This window comes from Desulforhopalus vacuolatus, from assembly GCF_016918505.1.
Taxonomy (GTDB): Bacteria; Desulfobacterota; Desulfobulbia; order Desulfobulbales; family Desulfocapsaceae; genus Desulforhopalus; species Desulforhopalus vacuolatus.
On record NZ_JAFFPZ010000040.1, the window covers coordinates 1 to 20,465 of the forward strand.

Sequence of the window (20,465 nt, forward strand, 5' to 3'; positions counted from 1 at the left end):
CTACATGCTTTACGCCATCATGATCAGCGCAGCAGCCATTGCGCTGTCGCGAGGGGGCGGCATCTCCGGCATCATAAGTGCACTGCCAGTGAAATCAGAGCATCTTAATATCTTCGCCATGGGAACCTCACGTACCCTGCTCGACCTCGCAGCCATGGTGGCAGGGGTCCTCTCTACCCAGATTTACCTGCAGGCAATCTTCTCGGCTAAGACGGTAAGGGAGGCGAGAAACGGTGCATTGCTCAGCGCAGCAGTCATCCCTCCCATAGGCCTGCTCGGTATTATCATTGGTCTCTACCTCAAGGGGGCATATCCCGAACTGGCGGCGAACAGTGCTGAAGCTCTGCCCTTCTTTTTCAAAATTGCGTTTCCGGAGCCGATCGCCGCGCTCTGTGCTGCCGGACTGCTGCTGGTGGTTCTCGGCACCGGTTCCGGCCTCATACTTGGTGTCTCCACCAACATCTATGTCGATGTAATCCTCAAAAGCCGTAACCAGGTCACCGGCTCCCTGAGAGGGGTACGTATTTGCGCCCTCACCGTACTTCTCAGCTCAGCCGGAATTGTGTTGCTTGGTAGCAGGTCTGCTATTCTGCAGTGGAGCTATCTCTCCATGGGATTACGCGGTTCAGCGGTATTTGCAGGGCTCTGTATCGCGGTATTTTTAAGGAAAATCGCGGGCACCCCCCTTGTCAGGATGTTGCTCTATCTGCTGCCTGTGATCTATCTGCTGCTTGCAGTCCCCACTACCGGGCAATAAAAAGAACATCGAATACCCGATCTTTCGGCCATCTTCTTCATTACAGTAAAAAATTTATCCCCGTAAGCGCCAGACTCCGATATCAAAGTTATACCGGTGATGAACGGTAAGCCAGCATACGTACCTCAGAAATTCTTTTCAAAAAAAAACACGAAAACAATTTCTAAGGTACTAAAGGTACGAATAGACCTGCGGTACATTTCCTCCCGGCCCTTGAACATGAACGAATACAGGCTGTTTCAAGCCCCCCTGCAGTTATATCTTTTCCCTGTGTCAGGCTCAGGAAAAAGAGCTCCACATTGTGTGGGTGCTCCCGAAGTGTTTTTCTGCCAGCTTCTCCCGCAGTAAACAATTCACGAGGATCGACCAGTCTACCCCCTTTTGCCGGGCATACCCGTCCAGCGTCTCTGCAATATCTCTTTCAAGATAGACAGGTTGTTCAAGCTGACACGGGAGATGGTAACAATGTTCCTCTGGGGAAATCAAAACGTCAGTGCCCAGCTGAGCTGCTTGAACCTTATCAGATTTTTTTTTCATCATTCCCTCCATCATAGAATTTTATATCGCATCAATCGAGAACCCTGCCTTTTATTTATAATACGCACCTCTAACTTACTCCTAAAAGTAACGCAGAAACATCAAGATAGCAATAAAATTTTTTATTTAAGAAGAAGATAAAATAACGTAATAGGTGGATAACACGTCGGATAATGCGGAGTGTGAAAACCTTAATTGTAGAATAAACTCATAGCCCCTACAGGCAGTTGCAAAAGTATGTATCTTTGCAAAAATAAAATTTGGGTGCATTCTGGGAAAATTTATCAAACAGTGTATAGATATTATACCATTCCTATTAAGTTGTGACCGTACTCAATGCCATTTTCACTTTCTATTGGCGAATGTAAAGGCAGGGGGATGGGAGACAGGGAAAAGCAAAAGACGGAACAGCGAAAAACTTTTTGCCAAAGGAAAGCTCTAAACATGCGAATAAAGGCAAAAAATTTTAGAGCTGACCTGCCCGCCTTCCACCTTTTATATATAAGTTTCTTTTTTTGTCGTTTCGTTTTTCACAAAACGAGCAGGAGAGGTTCTCTTTTCCCTGACACAGGGAAAAGAGATAACTGCAGGGAACCTGTTTTTACCTTTCCTGAATCCCTTAAACTATTCCACAGTAACACACTTCGCGAGGTTTCTTGGCTGGTCCACATCGCAGCCACGGCGGGTGGCGATTTCATAGGAAAGCAACTGCGCCGGAAGAGTATAGATGATGGGATTTATAATCTCATCAACCTCGGGCAGATAGATAATGTTATCGGTAAGAGAACTGAGGGAATCATCTCCCGCAGTGCCGATGAGAATGAGACGTCCCTGCCGCGCCTTGATTTCTTCTACATTGGAAATAGACTTCTGATACACAGCATCCTTTGGAACAAGCGCCACCACGGGCATATTTCGGTCAATCAGGGCGAGGGGACCGTGTTTGAATTCACCGGAGGCGTAGCCCTCAGCGTGAATATAGGAGATCTCTTTCAGTTTCAAAGCCCCTTCAAGGGCGATGGGAAAGTTCAGTCCGCGACCGACAAAAAGGAAATCACGCGCGTCGTAGAAAGGTTCAATCAATTCCTTAATCTCCTCCTGCAGACGGGGTAGAATATCTTCCACCATCCCGGCGGAATCAATCAGACTTTTGCCAAGGGAACGGATCTCCCCGGGAGGAAGAGTTTTCTTCTCCTGCCCCAAATAGAGGGTTAACAGGAGGAGAGCCGCCAGCTGAGAGATGAATGCCTTGGTGGAAGCAACACCTATTTCCGGCCCGGCGTGGGTGTAGATGGTGCCGTCGGCCTCACGGGTCATGGTAGAGCCAACCACGTTACAAATGGTGAGTATTTTGGACCCCAGTTTTTTGGCGGAACGAATCCCCGCGAGGGTGTCAGCGGTTTCTCCGGACTGAGAGACGGCAATGGTGAGAGAGTGTTCATTCAGCAGCAGACGGCGGTAGCGAAACTCGGAAGCAATATCCACCTCCACCGAGATGCCCGCATACTTTTCAATCCAGTATTTCGCGACAAGCGCAGCGTGCCAGGAGGTTCCGCAGGCGACGATGACAATACGGTCGATCTTTTTGAGGTCCGCGTTGCTGAGGTTGATCTCCGGCAGATTGACCGTGCCGTGTTCGAGGTCGATACGACCGCTTACCGTATTGGTAATCGCCTGCGGCTGCTCATAGATCTCCTTAAGCATAAAATGTCTATAACCTGCCTTCTCGCTCATGGAGGCGTTCCAGTCTATCTTCTGCACCTCCCTGTCAATCTCAGTGTCGGTCTCAAGAGAGTAAATCCTGTGCTCAGTGGCGGTGACCACCGCCATCTCCATATCTTCAAGAAAGATCACATCACGGGTGTAGGGCAGGAGCGCGGGAATGTCGGAGGCAAGGAAGGTGCCCAGATCATCGCTGACACCCAGCACCAGCGGACTCTGGTTACGCACGGCAATAAGAGTATCGGGCTGTTTCGCCCAGAGAATACCTGCGGCAAAGGAGCCTTCAAGACGTTTCACCGCCTTTTTCACGGCGGCGACCAGATCATTCTCAAGATACTCTTCAATGAGATGGGCGAGAACCTCTGTATCGGTTTCCGAGGTGAAGGTATGACCTTTGGTCTTCAGCTCGTCGCGCAGGGAGTGGTAATTCTCAATGATCCCGTTGTGAACCACAACCAGCTCACCTGTACAGTCACTGTGGGGATGGGCATTTTCCGTGGTGGGTGCGCCGTGGGTGGCCCATCGGGTATGACCGAGGCCAATATGGGAGTCCGCGATGATAGCGTCACCAATGATTGCCTCCAGTTTAGCCAATTTTCCCTTTGCCCGGTGTTTGACCAGCTTGCCGTTCTCAAGATAGACAATACCGGCAGAATCGTATCCACGATATTCCAGACGGCGCAAACTCTCAAGCAGCACCGGTACAACACGTTTCGGTCCACAATAACCAACTATTCCACACATATTTCATCTCCACAGATTAAAGAAGCCTTCCCACAGCTACGTATGGAAAGGCGGGACAAAAACGTCTAACTTCGGGATACACCACGAAATTAATTGGTTACAGGCTCGCCAAAGGGATTGAGCCGATTGGCAGCGGTAACATCAACGGTAACGTAGAGGATAACAACGCTCTTGCCGAACAATCCATCTCTGAGAACAACGAGACATGTACGATTGGGTTTACTGAAGGCCAGCATGGTATTCTCATAACTTGCTTCCCCAACCAGTTTCCATTTGTGGTTGCGCATGGAAGCAAGGAGGTAATCGCGCAGAGATTCTACATCAACCCGACCGGAGTATTCATGGATACCGCCCTGGAAAGAGTCGGTGGAGAGCCCCATGCTCTTTGCCGGCACGGCCTTCATTTCAATGGGAAGTTCAATATCGGAATAGTTTTCAACTACGGTAGCCACGGCGTCCGGGCTGTCGAGATTACTGGACAGTCCCCCCATCCCCCTGCTCTGCATACAGCCGGTGAGGCAGAAGAGCACGATACAGGTAAGGACCGCTTTCTTGCCGAGCGAGACAAAATCCATTTTTAAACTCCTTTGATAGATGTTATTGTGAATGAAATTGTGTATGTTCAACGACCTATTATCGAAGAAAAGCAGCAACAACGCAACAATAAAGCGTTCTTTCTCCATATTTTTCAACTCTGGATTCCATGGATATTAAACCAGTTTTTATTCGCACGTTGCCTATCCGTCTCGGGCAATTTCTTAAATTTGCCAATGCCGTCCAGGATGGCTTTGAGGCAAGGATTCACATCACAGAAGGTGAAGTGAAGGTAAACGGTGAACTTGAGTTACGCCGCGGCCGCCAGCTTGCCGATGGAGATGTTATTGAGTATGCCAACCTGTTCCTGCAGGTCAAGCTGCAGGAAAAACCCTGAGACTGTTACGTTACAGGGTCTTTCTTTTCCACCTTTTTCTTAAAGGCCGCGAATAAATTCGATCAGCGTTCGGGTTCCGATGCCGCTTGGGCCTTTAGGAACGTAGGATTTCTCGGTAAAATCCCATGCGGTACCGGCAATATCGAGATGCGCCCACGGTGTCTTCCCAACAAATTTGTGCAGATACTCTGCGGCGGTGATCGTCCCCGCCGGACGACCGCCGGTATTCTTGACATCAGCCACCTTCGATTCAATCTGTTTTTCATACTCTTTTCCCAGCGGCAGACGCCATTGCGGTTCCCCCGCCCTGCTCCCGGCGGCAACCAGGCTGTCGCAGAGGTCGTCATCGTTACTGAGTATACCGGTACGATGGTGACCAAGGCCGATTATCACCGCACCGGTGAGGGTGGCGAGGTCGATAACGCAGTCCGGCTCGAACTGAGCAATACCGTAGGCGAGGGCGTCGGCGAGAATCAGCCGCCCTTCGGCGTCGGTATTCTCAATTTCAGATGTAATGCCACCGTAATGGGTAATAATATCCCCCGGCTTGAGCGCCCCGCCGCCAGCCATGTTGTCGGTGGAAGGAACGAGACCGATTACCCGCACACCGGGTTGCTCGATGGCGACAGCATCCAGAGCAGAGAGAACAGCCGCCCCGCCGCACATGTCATATTTCATATCCTCCATACCAGCGCCCGGCTTGAGGGAAACCCCGCCAGAGTCAAAGGTTATCCCCTTTCCCACCAGCAGCACTGTCTTGTTGTATTTCTCTGGACAGTAATCCACAATAACCAGTTTTGGAGCCTCATGAGATCCCTGATTCACCCCGAGGATTCCACCAAGACCAAGCCGTTTCATCGCCGACTTGTCGAGGACGTTGCAGCTGACATGCTTGCGCCGCGCTACTTTCTTGCCAAAGCGTGCAAAGTCGGAGGGAGTCCAGCCGTTGCCAGGCTCGTTGGCCATATTACGAGCGATGTTGGCCGCGCGGGCAGCATTTTCTGCGCGGCTGACGGCCTTGCGCAGTGAGGAAGTCGTTTTCTCAGCCAGCAGTCGTACTGTGGCGGGAATGGTGTCCTTCTTCTCTTCCTTTTTCTCGTTTTTATATTTGGTGAAGCGGTACAGGCCAAGGAGCAGCCCTTCCAGAAGGTGCTCAGCAAAAAAATCAGCTTTGAGCCCTTTCACCTGCGGAATCATCAAGGCGAGGTTTTTTATTTTTCCGGTTGCACAGGAGGCAGCAATATTACCACCTGCCAGCCGCAACAGTTCAGCGCAGTTATCCTGCTCCTCCCGGTCGGCGCTTTTCCCCAGCCCGCCAAGGAGCATTCTCTTTGCTGGTGAGGACTTCCCCTGTTCACTTTCGAGGGGATAAAAGAACAGGCTTTCACCCGCTTTGGCCTCAAAATCGCTCAATACCGCCGACGGCATAAGTGGGGCCAGCAGGCTGTCGCCAGCCGCATCAAAACTGACTTTTTCCTTTTTGCGCACACCAAATACCGCAAGGAGGTCAGCCCCCTCCCAGCTTTCACGCTTTACAACTTCCACAATCTCAATTTCCATCTTGTACTCTCCTTACGCAAAACTGTTTTTTTCAATACGGAATCTTCCTGGTACTTTACCTGAAAACAACTTACATTATAAGAACATGTTGCCCTTTTTCCAGGAGGACATTGAGGTTCCCGGAGAAAACACGCCCTCTCTGCCTCACACGCTCACAAATCAATTCAGGAGGTTGACTTCCCGTGCTGCACACTCTTGTTATTTCTGTAACCCTTGCCATTATTGTTTCCGCTCTTTGTTCCATCTGTGAAGCTGTGCTCTATTCCATCAGTTCCAGCCAGGTTGAAATGCTCAAAAAAGAGGGCCATCCGGCTGCGGAACTGCTGTATAAACTTCGTTCTGATATTGAAGAACCGATTACCGCCATTCTCACCCTGAATACCATCGCCAACACAATCGGTGCAGCCGTGGCCGGAGCGGCAGCATCTAAATTATTCGGTGAGGGGAATCTTTTTCTCTTCTCAGGTGTTTTTACCCTCTGCATTCTCATCTTCTCAGAGATTTTGCCAAAAACCCTTGGCGTCAACTATGCCCATATACTCGCTCCCATTGTCGCATGGCCGATTCGCGGCATGGTGATCAGCCTCAAACCAATAGTCTGGCTCTGCCGCCTGCTGATGAAAATCCTGCCACAGCGCAAGGATGAATCCATCAGCTCCGAGGAGCTGCAGACCATCGCCTCACTCTCGCTGGAATCTGGAGATATTGAGGAGAGCGAAGAGCTGGTAATCCGCAACATTCTGGATCTCAAGAGAAAAATCGTGCGCGATGTGATGACCCCGCGTACCGTCACCTTCACTCTTAATGAATTTCTCTCCGTGGGTGACGCCATGGAGAGGCTCACCGAACTGAGCAGTCACAGCCGGATTCCGGTTTATATTAATGAACAGGATAACATAACCGGCCTGATCATGCGCAAGGACGTGCTGCAGGCAGCTGCTGAGGATAAGAAGTCCATGCGGCTCGCCGAATTTCGCATTGAGGCACATTTTGTTCCGGAAACCGCGCGGCTTGACACAATTCTGCGTGATTTTTTTGACCGCCATCAACACCTTTTTGTGGTAGTCGATGAGTATGGAACGATGGTGGGCGTCATTTCTCTTGAAGACACCATTGAGGAAATCATGGGCAGAGAGATCATTGACGAAACTGATGAGAACATGGATATGCGGGAATTCGCGAGAGAACGCAAGGAAGAGGAACAGACGTATCTTCCCGAAGAGACTTGATTTTTTTTACAGACAGGCAGAACGCGTATAAACAAAAACAGTAAATTGCTGAGGTTAATTTACCGTTTTTTTTAGTAATTATCGAGACAACACAAGCCGGAGACAAAAGGGAACCTTGAATAATCTTGAAGACTGATTATTCAAGGTTCCCAAAAGACAATATAAATTACTGGGAAGACATCTCCTTGATCAGCAGCACCCCGTCTGGAACGAGCTGTAAATCAGCAGATCAAAGAAGTTTAAAAGTTTTAACAACCTTTACCTCAAGACGATATTCATCAGAAGGGGTTGTTGCATCGTAGTCTCTGTAGAGGGGGAACATCACTGCCGAACCAACATACATTTTCCAGCGGGAGATACGGAAACCCACCTTTGGACCTGCATACCACTCTTGAGTGGCATTATCCATTCCTTCACCATCGACTTCACTCTCACCGTCATATTCCCAGGTAGATTCCAGTCCGATATCCAGCGTGGAATTCATTGCCATCGTCCATGTCGTATTCGCACGATAGCGTTGAGGGTGGCGGTAGTCATGCTCTCCCTCGGTAAAAGTTGCGTAGTTAAACTCCTGATCTATCCGTTGAACCCCATGTATCCAGGTAAATCCAAGGCCGAGAAGACCACCCCAGGCCTGATTTCCCATGGAGTCAACCGTTTCACTGTCCACGCTGGCTGTCGGCAGGTATCCCCCGAAATCAACTGCCATAAAAAATGGAGCTCCCTTTTTCTGATTTAACAGCTCCTTGTGGAAAACAACACCCGTGTCTCCAACACCATCCCGATTCAGGTCAGAACCAGTAGTGTTGTTTTTAAAATTCATAGTATAAAAAGGTGTGCAGGTACGTACATCAAAACCTGGGGAAATACCATAACGGAATTTAAGGACACCGATATTTTTTGTCCGTTCAATATTGTTATTCTGTTTACTTTCTCCGAGATAGAGCCCCTCGGTTTCAGCATAACGATAATTTATTGTTGCAGAAAGCACTCCCGAGGAAAAAGGAAGCCCGGCTGACCCTGACACTGCATTCACGGGAGAACCGGGTACAACAGTTTGCGCTTCTTCCTCAGCTGTTTGCGCTTCTTCCTCAGCTCTACTGTTTAAGGGGGAAAACAGGAACAGCACCGTAAAAATTCCAGCCGAAATACAATATCTTTTTTTCATTATCCAGTCTTGTGAATTAATTTAGGGAACCCTTTAGTGAAGCAGGAATAATAAGAGTATTCAACCCTGTGAATAAGTACCCCCTGGGGGGATAACGCAGTCCAACAGAGACAACAATTGCGTTGGACTGGCGAAAAATGGAGGTTTGAGAAGAAGGAGGTCTGCCACGCAGGCTCCACCGTCAACTGCTCTGACAGCAGAATCGTTCCCAGCCCATTAGTTCAGCAGCTGCAGCCACGGTAGTCCCGAAGAAAACGGTGGGCTTGTCTGCCCTCAGAAAATTTCCCAGGGTGTCGTTGACAATAGTTGATCCCGTTACCACCAGCAATTCCGCATCGTTAATGGCCTCTTCGGTATCTTCAGGGCCTCCAACGGGAACGCCATTTTTAACAGTGCCAATGTTATCCGGATCGAGATCAACAACCCGCATCTCAAATTTTTTAGACAGAGCACTGATCATTGCAGGCTGGAAACCAATCTGGGTAATACGCACCTTTCCATATTTTTCCATGAGGTAATCGGCAAACTGGGGACCACAGAGTTTAGGACCTTCATCGCGACAGTGAATAGTGCGTTCAGCCTTGCCCAGACTCCGCTGTACAGCGTTCAGCGTGGCGATAAATATCGCCCGGCTGAAATTGTTATCGAGTGGCCTGTTGCAGATGTCACGCAGAGGAGCACTGAAATTTCCGAAACGATCGGTGAATGCCTGGCCTTTCTCTCCTCTGAACGTTGCCTCCATCAGCTTCTCATTTCCCCGCTGCAGGGGAAAATCATCACCTTCAGGATTTCCGATAGCCTCTTCTGTGGTCAGGACATGGGCGATTACTTCGACATTTTCATCGAGAAAGCCCTCCTTGTCCCAGAGTTTAAGAACCTTCTGCTGTACATCGGTAAGTATTGAGTTATTCATGCTCTATCCTTTATATAGTTTATGGCTGCCTTGAATAACGATTATTCAAGGTACCCTTATGAATTTGTGAGTTTTTTCATGAACAGAAACAGCACCGTTGCAATTACGCCAACGAGAATCGAAAGGAAGGCCGCCCTTTCAAATTCACCATTAAAAACAGCATTGTAGATTTCCAGAGACAGTGTATTCGTCCTGCCTACGATATTCCCGCCAAGCATCAACGTCATCCCAACTTCACCAAGAGCCCGCCCCGTCGCCAGAATCATTCCGGCGGCGATACTGCGTTTGGCATAAGGAAGCAGGATACAGGTGAAAATTGTTACATCTCGTTTCCCAAGGAGGACCGCAAGTTCATAAAGACGCACTGCCTCTGGAGAACGAAGAACCGCCTGTATTGGACGCACAACAAGAGGAAGACCGGCAATAAATGCTGCGATAACCAACCCCGGAAAATTAAAAACTATCACGTCACCAAATACTCTGGAGAAGTATCCATGTCTGCCGAAAAAAAGGAGCAGACCAAAGCCCATGGCTATGGGAGGGAAAATCAGCGGCAGAGTGACGAGGGTATCAATAATGACAGTGATGATCCCTCCCCTTCTCCTGGCGAGCCAGCAGGCCAGCGGCACACTTATCAAAAGATGAAGAAGACTGGAAATCAGGATGATTTTTCCAGAAAGAAGCAACGGTTTAAGGGTCGCATCATCGAAGAGCAGAGCTTGCATGTCCATAACGGGTATCAGAGGCCAAAGCGAGTTACAATCTGCTGTGCTTTCTCAGTGTGGATAAAGTTCAAAAACTGGATGCATTCTTCTCTGTTTTTCGTCGTCTTTTGTTGGCCTGCAATAATCTCGATGGGCGAGTAGTTGTTTTCATTCAGTACTTCGCAGCCGCCGATACTCCCCTTGATGTTTAAGGCGTGGGTAAGGTTGACAAGGGCAAGATCTACCTCTCCAGAGATGACATAAGAGGCAGCCTGAGGTACACTGCTCACAATAAAAAGTCTGGACTGCAGCGTATCATAGAGCCCTGTTGTCTGGAGATACTCTTTGGCGGCTTTACCGTAGATAGCCCTGCCGGTATCAGGTATGGCAATCCGTTCTGCCGCAGTAAAAAGAGTGGCGTCTGTAACCTTCCGTCCCTTTGGATAGATTGCCACCAGCCTGCCCCTGCCCACTTTTACGATGATATCGAAGGGCAGCTTTGCCTTTGTGAGATACGCTCTGTCTCCAATAACCATATCAACGGTATCACTGGCCTGGGCCTGAAAAACAACCTGTGCCATGTTTCCGTAGATAAGATCTGACTGGTTCCCGGTTTCTTTCGTGTATGCCTCAACGAGGGCATTGACCATCCCGCGGTAACCTGCCGCAGAAGCGATGGTAATTTTTGCCTGAGAGACAGAGGGAAACAGAAGCAGAAACATGATGACTATAACCTTGCAAATGAGAGTTAATTCTCTTCTTTGCAAGGCTGTTCTCGGGAATATCATTGTCTTTTTTCCTTTTTGAGTCTTCAGCACTTTACTGCTGCATTAAAAGATGGCACAAAATTCTGCATCAACAGGGCAGACTGTTTCTGTTGCCTGTTAAGCCACCGGGTTGATTTCTTTCCCTGATCCATCACAAAGATCTGGTCGGCCAGAGAACCGGCCTCTTCAAGATCGTGGGTGATATGAATAATCGGGATATGCATCTCAGCTTTGAGATTCAGCAGTTCCTGACAAAAAGAAAAGCGAGTCTCCTGGTCCAGAGCCGAAAAAGGTTCATCGAGAAAAAGCAGAGAGGGTGATCTGGCAAGCGCCTGACAGAAGGAAACCCGCTGCCGTTCTCCACCAGATATTGCCCCGGGTTTTTTCTGTGCAAGATGGGCAATGTTGAATTTTTTCAGCAGTTCCATGGCGGAATCTCTGCTGCTCCCTCCAAAAGAGATGTTGGCAAGAACGGAGAAGTGGGGGAAAAGCGGGTAATCCTGAAAAACCATCCCAATATGGCGTTTGCGGGGAAGAAGAAAAATATCTTCCGCCGTGTCATTCCAAATCCTGCCGTTAAAGGTAATTCGTCCATCATCTGGCCGATCCAAACCGCTGAGAATTCTCATGAGTGTACTTTTTCCTGCGCCCGACGGCCCGACAATGGCAGTGAGGGTCCCGGGGGCACAGGTGAAAGAGACATCCAGGGTAAAGTGTGGGAGTTTCTTCCTGATATCAAAGAATAATGACATGATTTTTACTGTCCCCTCCTCACGGAATAAGCGTTATATTTAAAAAAATATACCGATAGCTAAAAAAAATCCCTCTGACCTGACAGGGGAAGATGCGTCCCGCCAGACCTTTTCGGAATCTGCGGCGCAGTTTATATGCGAAAGCTGTCATCTTTTTTCTGTTTCGCTATATATAATTGTATATAGCGAATGTCAACATTCTTCTCATCAGGGTTCCCATTAGAGATGCCGCCTGCATTTCCCTTTATACCATTTACATTTTGTATTGACCAGATAACGCAACTGCGTGGAAATCTTTTTTGGCGATTACGAATGGATAAACAGGATGTAAAACGAGCATAACTTAATAGAAATAGTCTAATCATGCGAAAAAGGGCATTTTTTATAAAAGCGTAACTTCTTAAAGTTTTTTGCCTTTATTCGAATTTTTAGAGCTTTTATTCGTTGGCAAAAAGTTTTTCGCTGTTCCGTTTTTTGCTTTTTCCTGTCTCCCGTCTCCTTTCTCCTGTCTCCTGTCTCCCGTCCCCCTGCCTTTCAATTCTCCAATAGAAAATGAAAATGGCATTAAGTAAGGTCACAACTTAATAGGAATGGTGTTATTCCTCCGCAGTCCAAAGCATATTCCACGAAAAAGCGGTGAATTGACCAGGTCAATTCACCGCTTTTTTTGTCTGACGCAGATGCTCTGCGAAAAACAAAAGTTCTACAGATTAAGAAAAATCTTTGCCAGGGAGAAGTAAAGCAAAACACCGAGCATATCGATTGATGTGGTCACAAACGGCCCGGTGGCGATGGCGGCATCGATATCAAATCGTTTGAGAATCATGGGAATCAACGCACCAATGCAGGCCGACATGATCATACAAAAAAAGATTGACAGACCGACCACAAGACCCAGCAGCGACGGTTCTCCCTCTCCGTGAAACATCAACCAGGCAATAAGGCCAAGAAAAAGACCATAAATAAGGCCGAGAATCAGTCCAACCCGCAGCTCTTTAAAAACCACTTTCCCCGCCTCGGCAAGATTTACCCGTCCGGTGGCAATCCCGCGGACAATAATGGTGGAGGACTGCGTGGCGATATTCCCGCCCATGCCGATAACCACCGGAATAAAGGAGGCGAGAGCAATCATCTGCGCCAGCTCATCCTCAAACTGACCGATGATGAACATCGCCATGATCCCGCCCAGCCACGAGGCAAAGAGCCAGGGAGCGCGGATAAAAGCCGACTCGTTAGCCGTTTTAAAGAGAATTTCACGATCTTTCCCGACCCCGGCCATCTGCAGAAACTCCTCCGAAGCCTCTTCTCGAATAACGTCAATAATATCATCAACGGTAACAATCCCAACGAGGGTGTAATTGCTGTCAACCACCGGGACGGCAAGGAAATCGTATTTGGAAACGACGGTGGCAACGTCACCCTGTTCCGTATCAGTGGTAACCGACATGACATTAGCGTTCATAATTTCTTTCAGTGCCTTCTCGGGAGGATGCATCAGCAGTTCACGCAGGGAAACGACTCCAGAGAGACGCCCCTCTCCATGGGTGAGGTAGAGGTAGAAGACCATCTCCATCTCCTCACTGCGCTTCTGAATGGCCGCAATCGCCTCTTTGATGGTACAATCCTCATTCAGGCACATAAAATCCGGCGACATGATCCCGCCGGCACTCTCGTGATCATACTGCAGCAACTCCTCCATCTCTTCGCGGTCCTGCTTCTCAAGATGGTGACTGATCTGCTCTGCCTGCTCTGCCGGGAGGATCTCAAGAAGGTCAACGGCATCATCAGAAGGCATCTCAGATATAATCTCCGCCATCTTCTCCGCACTCAGCCGATCCACCAGCTCCTGAACGAGGAATTTATCAAGCTCAGAGAGAAATTCCCCGACACTGTTGACCTTGACGATGATTTCGAAGAGCGCCTCACGCTCCCCGGCTGGCAGATGGCGATAAACCCACACCATATCCACCGGGTGCGTCTTACTCACGAGACGGGTAAGATGCCCCACCGCACCACGCCGATGCAGACGGCGCACCATGTCAAGGAGCACTTTGCCCTCATTGCCAATCATTTCTTTTCTTTTCTGTTTACTCATACGCTGTCCCGTTGAGGAATTTATGACAACTATTTCAAATGCAATCTGCCGCCTGAATCAGAATTGTTTACCGGACCCATGAAAGATGTATCCTTCGGGAAATTAGAAAATAATGGAGGTCCGCTGCAGGAGAAAGATGAGGCACAGACCGATGGCTACAGCGATACTCCCGATGAGACGTAACTGTGATGAAGGCAGTTCGCTCACCTTTTTCAGCCATTCCTGCATGGAATCGGGATTAACCGCATAGGGCAGCCCTTCAAGGACAAGGATGAGGCCAAAGAGGAGAAGAAGAAGTTTCATGAGCAATTTTTACCAGAAGAACCACTCTATTACAAGGGAGGCATACCCGACAGAGGTAAAGGTTGTCAAACTGCCTGAAAGGCAGTAAATAAAGGAGAGGCAGTGAAAAGCAACAACTGCGGGGGGCCTTGCCCTGTGGACGGAAAAACACCCTGCATTTCTGATGACGGCAGGATCCCGTTGTCACATTCTACGCTATAAAAAAAGAAAATAATCAAAGCCCCTTTTATTCGTCTTTTATCTTTTTTCCTCAACTTTTCAAGCATATCATGACAAGCAAATACAGCGAAGCAGGCGTGGACATCGACAAAGGCAACGCATTCGTCGAAGAAATCAAAGGAATTGTGGCTGAAACTCGCCAACCCTCTGTAATCGGCGGTCTTGGGGGATTCGCGTCCCACGTTGCAATTGACCTGACGAAGTACAAAAATCCGGTGATTGTCAATTCCACCGACGGCGTTGGCACCAAACTGGTCATTGCACACCTCTGCGGCAAACACGACACCATCGGAATTGACCTCGTGGCCATGTGCGTCAACGATCTCATCGTCGGCGGTGCGGCACCACTCTGCTTTCTTGATTATTTTGCCGTTGGGAAACTGGAAATTGACGTGGCAAAAGAGGTTGTAAAAGGAGTCGCGGAGGGATGCAGGCAATCCAGATGTTCGCTTGTTGGCGGAGAAACAGCGGAAATGCCGAGTATCTACAAAGAAGGAGATTACGATCTCGCCGGTTTCGTCACCGGCCTTGTAGACCGCGACCGTATCATCGACGGCTCAAAGGTTGCACCAGGAGACATAATCGTTGGCCTTCCCTCAAGCGGCATCCACTCCAATGGCTACTCGCTTGTGCGCAAGATCTGTTTTGCGGACCACAATTTCACCGTGAATGACTATTTTGACGAACTCGACTGTACCCTCGGTGAGGAGCTGCTGCGGCCAACGAAGATCTATGTTCAACCTGTCCTGAATATGATTGAGAAGTTTGATATCCACGGCATGGTACATAATACCGGCGGGGGCTTCATCGACAACATTCCGCGTATTCTTCCGAAAAACGCAGGAGCTGTTATACATACCGACCGCTGGAAAATTCCGCCCATCTTTCCCTTCCTGCAGAAGTACGGTGAAATTCCCGAAAAAGAGATGTACCGCACCTTTAACATGGGCATCGGCATGATGGTGATTGTTGCCCCAACGGATGCCGAAGCGATCTGCGCTGCCTTCCGCGTCGAAGGCGAGGAAGCCTGTATTATTGGCGAGATTGTACCCTTCAGCAGCGGGAATCAGGTGGAAATTCTCTAATTTTCAGAGCAAAAAGGCACACAGGAACTTTTTCGGTGTGCCTTTGAGTTAAGGAAACCTCGAATAATCGCCCATCTTCTTCGTTACAGTTAAAAAATTTATCCTCCGACAAAGCGAGGAACGAGACGTCGAGATATCAATCATATACCTGCGGTAAATTTTCTCCTGTGCCTCGAATATGAACGAAATACAAGATTATTCAAGATACCCGAAAGAGAGAATTTTTTATAAAAGCATAATTTTTTTTGCCTTTATTCTTTGGCAAAAAGTTTTTCGCTGTTCCGTCTTTTGCTTTTCCCCGTCTCCCGTCTCCTTTCTCCTGTTTCCCATCCCCCTGCCTTTAAATTCGCCAATAGAAAGTGAAAATGGCATTGGGTAAGGTCACAACTTAATCGGAATGGTACTACTCTGTTCGCAGCTCATCCTCAGATTCCATATTGCCTGCCTTCGGTCCCAGCACTGCCACACTGCGTAGAAAGCAGTGGCCATAATCCGGCCACCAGCGTGCCCACAGACTCTCAGGACATTCAAAGGTAAAAATATTCACCGTATCGGCGTTCTCATTCGTCAAAGTAAACTTCTGCACAATTCGCGGTCCTTCCGGGAGATTCAGCCGATAGCGCAGCATAATCAGCGACTTCCCTTCTTTTTCCTGTTCCTCCATCTGCAGCAGGTCCTCCTCCGGGTCGGAAATTTTTTCCAGAAACGGCTCAAGATACATCTGTGCCATAACCCTTGTTGATACATTTTTCACCTGACGGGCTCCTCCCAGCACCTGCACGGTAATTCCGACGGTGAACATCTTCGATGAAGAGAAAGACTCGGGACTGGCGGCAAAGGTATAAAAGGCGAGTCCTCCGAGATATTCATTCTGTGTGCGGGTCGTCCAGCCCTCAGGACAGAGAAAGAGACTGTTGCGAAAGAGACGCCATCGAAAATCCGCCGGAGGCTGAGGAAGGTGCAGTTTTGATTCCAGCGTCGACGACTGAATCACTGTGGGCTCTTTGTTTTGTTCGACCTTGATAACGGAATCTTCTTCATCAGCATGTCCCCAAAACTTGAGAGAATCCAGCGACGGCAGGGAAGGTCTGGAACAGGAACTGAGAAGAAACATTGTCATAAGGGCTGCACAGAGGGGCATCCAGACATTTTTATGGTGTTGTGTATAAATCATGGATAGTATGAGAAGAGAGGAGTTTACAGTTACCTGTAAAGATAAAAGTTCCCAAAAATGGTTCGGGAACTGAAGCAACTTACAGTCCGACATTATCCATCAGTATTTGTCCAAACTCACTCCAGCTCTTCTCCCACTCCTCTACGGGGCTCTCAAAGGTAAAAATTGTCACACTGAAATCAGAAGAGTCGGCAACAAGATACTTCTGCACTTTCAGAGCAGGTGAAGCAGAGATATCTTCGTATTGAAACCGATACATTCTGTAGCCGTTGTGTGCGGATTCTTCGTACAGTTCCGCCTTCGCCATCTTCTCCCCAAATTTTTTATACCAGGGAGCGAGGACCTTGGCAGCGAGGGCATCAGCCGGAGTCCCGTTACTGCCGCCGCCGAAAAGTATCTTCACACTGAACCCGGTTTCAAAAGGTCGTTCAGCAGAGAAATCTTCAGGGCTGGTGGCCCAGTAATAATGGCGGACGCCATCCTCTGCATGATCAGTCGACTTCGCTTCCCAGCCGTCAGGCTGGAGGACAAAACACGTGGGAAGTACCTGCCAGGAATAACCATCTGGAGCTGTTATTGCCGCAGCTGCGGTGGTGGTATCGGCGTGTGAAGCCGAATCCACCCCGCTCTGCAGTTCAGCAGGACCGGGCTGTGGTACTGTTGATCTGCCTCCACAGGCTGAGAGCGACAGCATGAATCCTGCGGCGACCAGCAGTGCGCCTCCCCGTACACATCTTTTCACAACAAACCTCCGGTATAAAGGGAACATCGAAGAACCCGTCTTTCGCCCATATTCTTCATTACAGTCAAAAATTAACCCTCGGAGGTAAAGGCCAGACTTCAGGTAAGCGCCAGACTCCGTGATCAAAGTTATACTGTGATGAACGGTAAGCCGGTATACGTACCTGCGATAAATTCGTAATATGAATGCAGGCTGTTGCAACGTACCCATAAAAAAGAGACATTGACAATCTTATGCCGGCATCCCGCAATCCCCTTCTTCTCCCTGAATCTTCTCCAAAGCGTGGGGCAACACATTCAAAAATACCTCAAGATTTTCCTTCACAGCCTTCAGACTGCCGGGAAGATTGATAATAAGGCTCTCTCCGCGAATACCTGCCCTGCCCCGTGAGAGCATGGCACGATTCGTTTTCAACATGGAAGCAGCACGCATCGCCTCGGCAATTCCAGGAATATCTTTCTCAAACACCCTGTCCATCGCCTCTGGCGTTTGATCTGTGGGAGACAGTCCTGTGCCCCCGGTAGTGATGATCAGGGCAATATTCTTTGTATCCACCAGTTCGATCAGCTTCTCCACGATCAACTCTTCCTGATCAGGAAGAATGGTATAATCCGCCAGCTTGTACCCGCCCATCTGCAGAGTCTCCCGGAGCCAGGCCCCGCTGGTATCCATTCGCTCACCTCGAGACCCCTTGTCACTCAAGGTGAGTATGGCAAAATCCTTGCGGAACGACACTTTGTTTTCTTCGGCCATCAACATCTCCTACGCTGCAGCTTTATCTACAGCAATAATCTTTCCGGCAATCTGCGCCGGGACCTCTTCATAGTGAGAAAAGCTGATCTCAAAACTGCCAATACCGCCGGTCATGGAGGTGAGATCACTGGCATACATGAGAATCTCGGCCTGCGGTACCTGAGCATTGATAATCTCAAAGCCATTCGCCGAATCCATTCCCATCACCTTGCCACGACGGGAGTTGAGATCACCCATGACATCACCGACATTGTTCTTGTCAACCCGAACGGTCATATTCATATAGGGCTCAAGAAGCACCGGCTGAGCCTCTAAAGCACCGGTTTTAAAGGCAAGGGAACCTGCAATTTTGAAGGCCATTTCCGAACTGTCCACATTATGAAACGTCCCGTCAACCAGCACAATTTTCACGTCTATTACCGGATAACCGGCCAGGACACCGCGCTCCATGGCCTCCTGGATACCCTTGTCCACCGCCGGGCGATAGGTCTGCGGAATAACACCGCCGACAATCTGGTCCACGAATTCGTAGCCGCCACCGGGGAAAGGAATGATTTCAATCCAGCAGTCACCATACTGACCGCGCCCGCCGGACTGTTTTTTATGCTTGCCCTGCACCTTAATCGGCTTTTTGATGGTCTCCATGTAGGGAATCTTCGGAGTGGAGAGTTCCATCTCAACACCGAATTTACGCTTGATACGCGAACCAACGACGTCAAGATGTACCCTGCCAACCCCGGAGAGCAGGACTTCTCGGGTCTGCTCCTGGCGTTCAAGTTTCAAGGTGAGGTCCTCACCAAGCATCCGGGTAAGGGATCCAAAAACCTTCTCCTCCTCTCCTTTTGCCGCACTGACAGCAAAGGAGATGACTGGTTTCTGGGGTTCGGGAGGTTCAAGCTGCAGTTGATCAGACTCACTGCAGAGTGTGTCACAGGTTGCAGTCTCCTTGAGTTTAGTCACGGCAACAATCATTCCGGGGACAACCTCATCCACCGGCTTCTGCTCCCGTCCTTCCATAAGAAAGAGCTGGCCGAAACGTTCGCTGGTTTTCTTTGTGGCGTTGTAAAATGTGTCACCGGAGAGGTGACCACTGAAGACACGGAAAATGGTCAGGCGTCCGGCATAGGGATCAGCCATGGTTTTGAAAACAAGTGCAGCGAAGGGGCCGTCATCTTGTGGAACGACCTCCACCAGCTCCTCACCCTTCGTCGCCATAATGGCGGGACGCTCCAGCGGGCCGGGCATATAGGCTGCGATAAAGTCAAGAATCGGGCCAGCCCCTCTGTTCTCTGTTCCGGAAGATACCAGCACCGGGGAGAAGGCCGCAACTTTCATCGCACCCTTCAGACCTTCAGCCATTTCCGCTGCAGAGAGTTCACCCTCTTCAAGGAATTTTTCGATCAGTTCATCGTCAGTTTCGGCGATATTCTCCATCAGCATTTCGCGATGCAGTGTAACTTCATCGGCCATCCCGGAAGGAATTTCAGTCTTCTCAAGCGTGCCATCCGGCCCGTAGAGAAAAGCCCTGCCAGTAATAAGATCAACATACCCTCGGAATTTATCTTCCTCACCGATGGGCAGCTGCACTGCAACCGGCCTCTGCGGCAGAGTATCTTTGATCTCCATAAAAGTATTGGCAAAGTTGGCGCGTTCACGATCCATTTTAGTAATAACAATAGCCGTTGGCAGCGCTCGTTCAGCAAGGATATCAGCAAACTTCTTCGTCTGCCCCTTCACACCGACCACAGCACCGATAGTATAGATGGCAGCATCGCTCACATATACTGAAAAACGAGTTTCGTTAAGGAAGTTGTCATCACCGGGGGTATCAGTCAGGAAAATGTGTTTATCAGCCCAGGGGAAATTATGAAAAGAAGCATTGATAGAGATCTTGCGTTCAATCTCCTCCGGCTCATAATCCATTGCCGAAGTTCCTTCATCAACCTTGCCCAGTCGATCGACCTTTCCGGCTGTAAAAAGCATTGCTTCAGCAAGAGAGGTCTTTCCACTGCTTCCATGTCCTGCGATTACCACATTTCTGATATCTGCTGTATCGGTCATGAGAATCTCCTTCAAACGTGTTCATCCCGGGGCATCAACCCGGGGGAGGCCGGACGATTGTGACTCTATAATCCGGTTGAATGAAAACCAGCTTCAACACTATTGATATAGGCAATTTACCACCGGAAAGTCAAGAAAGAATAAGGATTCCGCAAGGTTTGCCACCGATAAACAGCCCCCTCCAGATTTTGCTTCAAATCCCCCTGGTTAAATCTGGCGAAAGCACCTTCTTCGGGGTATGTTATTGAG

Annotated in this window: 18 protein-coding genes and 1 pseudogene; 4 read left to right on the forward strand and 15 right to left on the reverse strand. The window is 49.1% G+C overall.

Annotated elements, in window-relative coordinates; genetic code table 11:
- Nucleotides 1-757: pseudogene (locus tag JWG39_RS14705) on the forward strand (sodium:solute symporter family protein); the annotation flags it as partial.
- Nucleotides 758-1,036: 279 nt separating this feature from the next.
- Here JWG39_RS14705 and JWG39_RS14710 read toward each other — a convergent pair.
- The 3 genes from JWG39_RS14710 to JWG39_RS14720 form a co-directional block, all read right to left on the reverse strand.
- Nucleotides 1,037-1,297 carry a hypothetical protein gene (locus JWG39_RS14710; protein ID WP_205220197.1) on the reverse strand — a complete coding sequence of 87 codons (261 nt, stop codon included), beginning with the start codon at nt 1,295-1,297 and terminating at the stop codon, nt 1,037-1,039.
- Between the two features lie 621 nt (nt 1,298-1,918).
- On the reverse strand, nt 1,919-3,760 hold the full coding sequence (gene glmS, locus JWG39_RS14715; protein WP_205220198.1) for a glutamine--fructose-6-phosphate transaminase (isomerizing): 1,842 nt from the start codon (nt 3,758-3,760) through the stop codon (nt 1,919-1,921).
- A gap of 89 nt (nt 3,761-3,849) precedes the next feature.
- Entirely contained in the window at nt 3,850-4,335 is a 486-nt protein-coding gene (locus JWG39_RS14720; RefSeq protein WP_205220199.1) for a hypothetical protein, read from the reverse strand.
- A 128-nt stretch (nt 4,336-4,463) separates the two neighbouring features.
- Here JWG39_RS14720 and JWG39_RS14725 point away from each other — a divergent pair, with 128 nt between their 5' ends.
- A complete protein-coding gene (locus JWG39_RS14725; RefSeq protein WP_205220200.1) occupies nt 4,464-4,691 on the forward strand; it encodes an RNA-binding S4 domain-containing protein in 228 nt (75 codons plus the stop codon).
- A 39-nt stretch (nt 4,692-4,730) separates the two neighbouring features.
- On the opposite strand, the gene JWG39_RS14730 is transcribed toward JWG39_RS14725, so the two are convergent.
- Nucleotides 4,731-6,251, reverse strand: a complete 1,521-nt coding sequence (locus JWG39_RS14730) for a leucyl aminopeptidase (protein ID WP_240192159.1) — start codon at nt 6,249-6,251, stop codon at nt 4,731-4,733.
- 182 nt (nt 6,252-6,433) lie between these two features.
- Between JWG39_RS14730 and JWG39_RS14735 the strand changes: the two genes are divergently transcribed.
- Nucleotides 6,434-7,480: a CNNM domain-containing protein gene (locus JWG39_RS14735; RefSeq protein WP_205220201.1), complete on the forward strand. Its 1,047-nt coding sequence runs from the start codon at nt 6,434-6,436 to the stop codon at nt 7,478-7,480.
- A 229-nt stretch (nt 7,481-7,709) separates the two neighbouring features.
- Here JWG39_RS14735 and JWG39_RS14740 read toward each other — a convergent pair whose 3' ends face one another.
- The 7 genes from JWG39_RS14740 to JWG39_RS14770 all read right to left on the reverse strand — a co-directional run bounded on the left by JWG39_RS14740 (nt 7,710) and on the right by JWG39_RS14770 (nt 14,182).
- Entirely contained in the window at nt 7,710-8,648 is a 939-nt protein-coding gene (locus tag JWG39_RS14740) for a transporter (protein ID WP_205220202.1), read from the reverse strand.
- 181 nt (nt 8,649-8,829) lie between these two features.
- Nucleotides 8,830-9,561: a Rossmann-like domain-containing protein gene (locus JWG39_RS14745; RefSeq protein WP_205220203.1), complete on the reverse strand. Its 732-nt coding sequence runs from the start codon at nt 9,559-9,561 to the stop codon at nt 8,830-8,832.
- A 56-nt stretch (nt 9,562-9,617) separates the two neighbouring features.
- The gene (locus JWG39_RS14750) at nt 9,618-10,292 is read right to left on the reverse strand and encodes a molybdate ABC transporter permease subunit (protein ID WP_205220204.1); all 675 of its coding nucleotides are present in this window, start codon (nt 10,290-10,292) and stop codon (nt 9,618-9,620) included.
- An 8-nt stretch (nt 10,293-10,300) separates the two neighbouring features.
- The gene (modA, locus tag JWG39_RS14755; protein ID WP_240192160.1) at nt 10,301-10,987 is read right to left on the reverse strand and encodes a molybdate ABC transporter substrate-binding protein; all 687 of its coding nucleotides are present in this window, start codon (nt 10,985-10,987) and stop codon (nt 10,301-10,303) included.
- An 89-nt stretch (nt 10,988-11,076) separates the two neighbouring features.
- On the reverse strand, nt 11,077-11,784 hold the full coding sequence (locus tag JWG39_RS14760; RefSeq protein ID WP_205220205.1) for an ATP-binding cassette domain-containing protein: 708 nt from the start codon (nt 11,782-11,784) through the stop codon (nt 11,077-11,079).
- A 703-nt stretch (nt 11,785-12,487) separates the two neighbouring features.
- A complete protein-coding gene (gene mgtE / locus JWG39_RS14765) occupies nt 12,488-13,879 on the reverse strand; it encodes a magnesium transporter (protein ID WP_205220206.1) in 1,392 nt (463 codons plus the stop codon).
- Nucleotides 13,880-13,981: 102 nt separating this feature from the next.
- Nucleotides 13,982-14,182, reverse strand: a complete 201-nt coding sequence (locus tag JWG39_RS14770; protein WP_205220207.1) for a DUF2065 domain-containing protein — start codon at nt 14,180-14,182, stop codon at nt 13,982-13,984.
- A gap of 269 nt (nt 14,183-14,451) precedes the next feature.
- Between JWG39_RS14770 and purM the strand changes: the two genes are divergently transcribed.
- On the forward strand, nt 14,452-15,486 hold the full coding sequence (gene purM / locus JWG39_RS14775; protein WP_205220208.1) for a phosphoribosylformylglycinamidine cyclo-ligase: 1,035 nt from the start codon (nt 14,452-14,454) through the stop codon (nt 15,484-15,486).
- Nucleotides 15,487-15,889: 403 nt separating this feature from the next.
- Here purM and JWG39_RS14780 read toward each other — a convergent pair whose 3' ends face one another.
- From JWG39_RS14780 to JWG39_RS14795, 4 genes are all read right to left on the reverse strand, one after another.
- Nucleotides 15,890-16,606 (reverse strand): hypothetical protein, encoded by a 717-nt coding sequence (locus JWG39_RS14780; RefSeq protein WP_205220209.1) that lies wholly within the window; start codon nt 16,604-16,606, stop codon nt 15,890-15,892.
- A gap of 133 nt (nt 16,607-16,739) precedes the next feature.
- Complete coding sequence (locus JWG39_RS14785; RefSeq protein ID WP_205220210.1) at nt 16,740-17,402, reverse strand: hypothetical protein; 663 nt, start codon at nt 17,400-17,402, stop codon at nt 16,740-16,742.
- 231 nt (nt 17,403-17,633) lie between these two features.
- Nucleotides 17,634-18,155, reverse strand: a complete 522-nt coding sequence (locus JWG39_RS14790; protein ID WP_205220211.1) for a MogA/MoaB family molybdenum cofactor biosynthesis protein — start codon at nt 18,153-18,155, stop codon at nt 17,634-17,636.
- Between the two features lie 9 nt (nt 18,156-18,164).
- Nucleotides 18,165-20,216 (reverse strand): elongation factor G, encoded by a 2,052-nt coding sequence (locus JWG39_RS14795; protein ID WP_205220212.1) that lies wholly within the window; start codon nt 20,214-20,216, stop codon nt 18,165-18,167.
- Nucleotides 20,217-20,465: the final 249 nt, after the last annotated feature.

Bases quoted from the DNA above. Each gene is read 5' to 3' on its own strand.
- purM (WP_205220208.1), top strand. From the start codon at position 14,452: ATGACAAGCAAATACAGCGAAGCAGGCGTGGACATCGACAAAGGCAAC.
- mgtE (WP_205220206.1), bottom strand. From the start codon at position 13,879: ATGAGTAAACAGAAAAGAAAAGAAATGATTGGCAATGAGGGCAAAGTG.
- JWG39_RS14780 (WP_205220209.1), bottom strand. From the start codon at position 16,606: ATGACAATGTTTCTTCTCAGTTCCTGTTCCAGACCTTCCCTGCCGTCG.
- modA (WP_240192160.1), bottom strand. From the start codon at position 10,987: ATGTTTCTGCTTCTGTTTCCCTCTGTCTCTCAGGCAAAAATTACCATC.
- JWG39_RS14725 (WP_205220200.1), top strand. From the start codon at position 4,464: ATGGATATTAAACCAGTTTTTATTCGCACGTTGCCTATCCGTCTCGGG.
- JWG39_RS14730 (WP_240192159.1), bottom strand. From the start codon at position 6,251: ATGGAAATTGAGATTGTGGAAGTTGTAAAGCGTGAAAGCTGGGAGGGG.
- JWG39_RS14795 (WP_205220212.1), bottom strand. From the start codon at position 20,216: ATGACCGATACAGCAGATATCAGAAATGTGGTAATCGCAGGACATGGA.
- JWG39_RS14710 (WP_205220197.1), bottom strand. From the start codon at position 1,297: ATGATGAAAAAAAAATCTGATAAGGTTCAAGCAGCTCAGCTGGGCACT.
- JWG39_RS14740 (WP_205220202.1), bottom strand. From the start codon at position 8,648: ATGAAAAAAAGATATTGTATTTCGGCTGGAATTTTTACGGTGCTGTTC.
- JWG39_RS14720 (WP_205220199.1), bottom strand. From the start codon at position 4,335: ATGGATTTTGTCTCGCTCGGCAAGAAAGCGGTCCTTACCTGTATCGTG.
- JWG39_RS14750 (WP_205220204.1), bottom strand. From the start codon at position 10,292: ATGGACATGCAAGCTCTGCTCTTCGATGATGCGACCCTTAAACCGTTG.
- glmS (WP_205220198.1), bottom strand. From the start codon at position 3,760: ATGTGTGGAATAGTTGGTTATTGTGGACCGAAACGTGTTGTACCGGTG.
- JWG39_RS14760 (WP_205220205.1), bottom strand. From the start codon at position 11,784: ATGTCATTATTCTTTGATATCAGGAAGAAACTCCCACACTTTACCCTG.
- JWG39_RS14790 (WP_205220211.1), bottom strand. From the start codon at position 18,155: ATGGCCGAAGAAAACAAAGTGTCGTTCCGCAAGGATTTTGCCATACTC.
- JWG39_RS14745 (WP_205220203.1), bottom strand. From the start codon at position 9,561: ATGAATAACTCAATACTTACCGATGTACAGCAGAAGGTTCTTAAACTC.
- JWG39_RS14770 (WP_205220207.1), bottom strand. From the start codon at position 14,182: ATGAAACTTCTTCTTCTCCTCTTTGGCCTCATCCTTGTCCTTGAAGGG.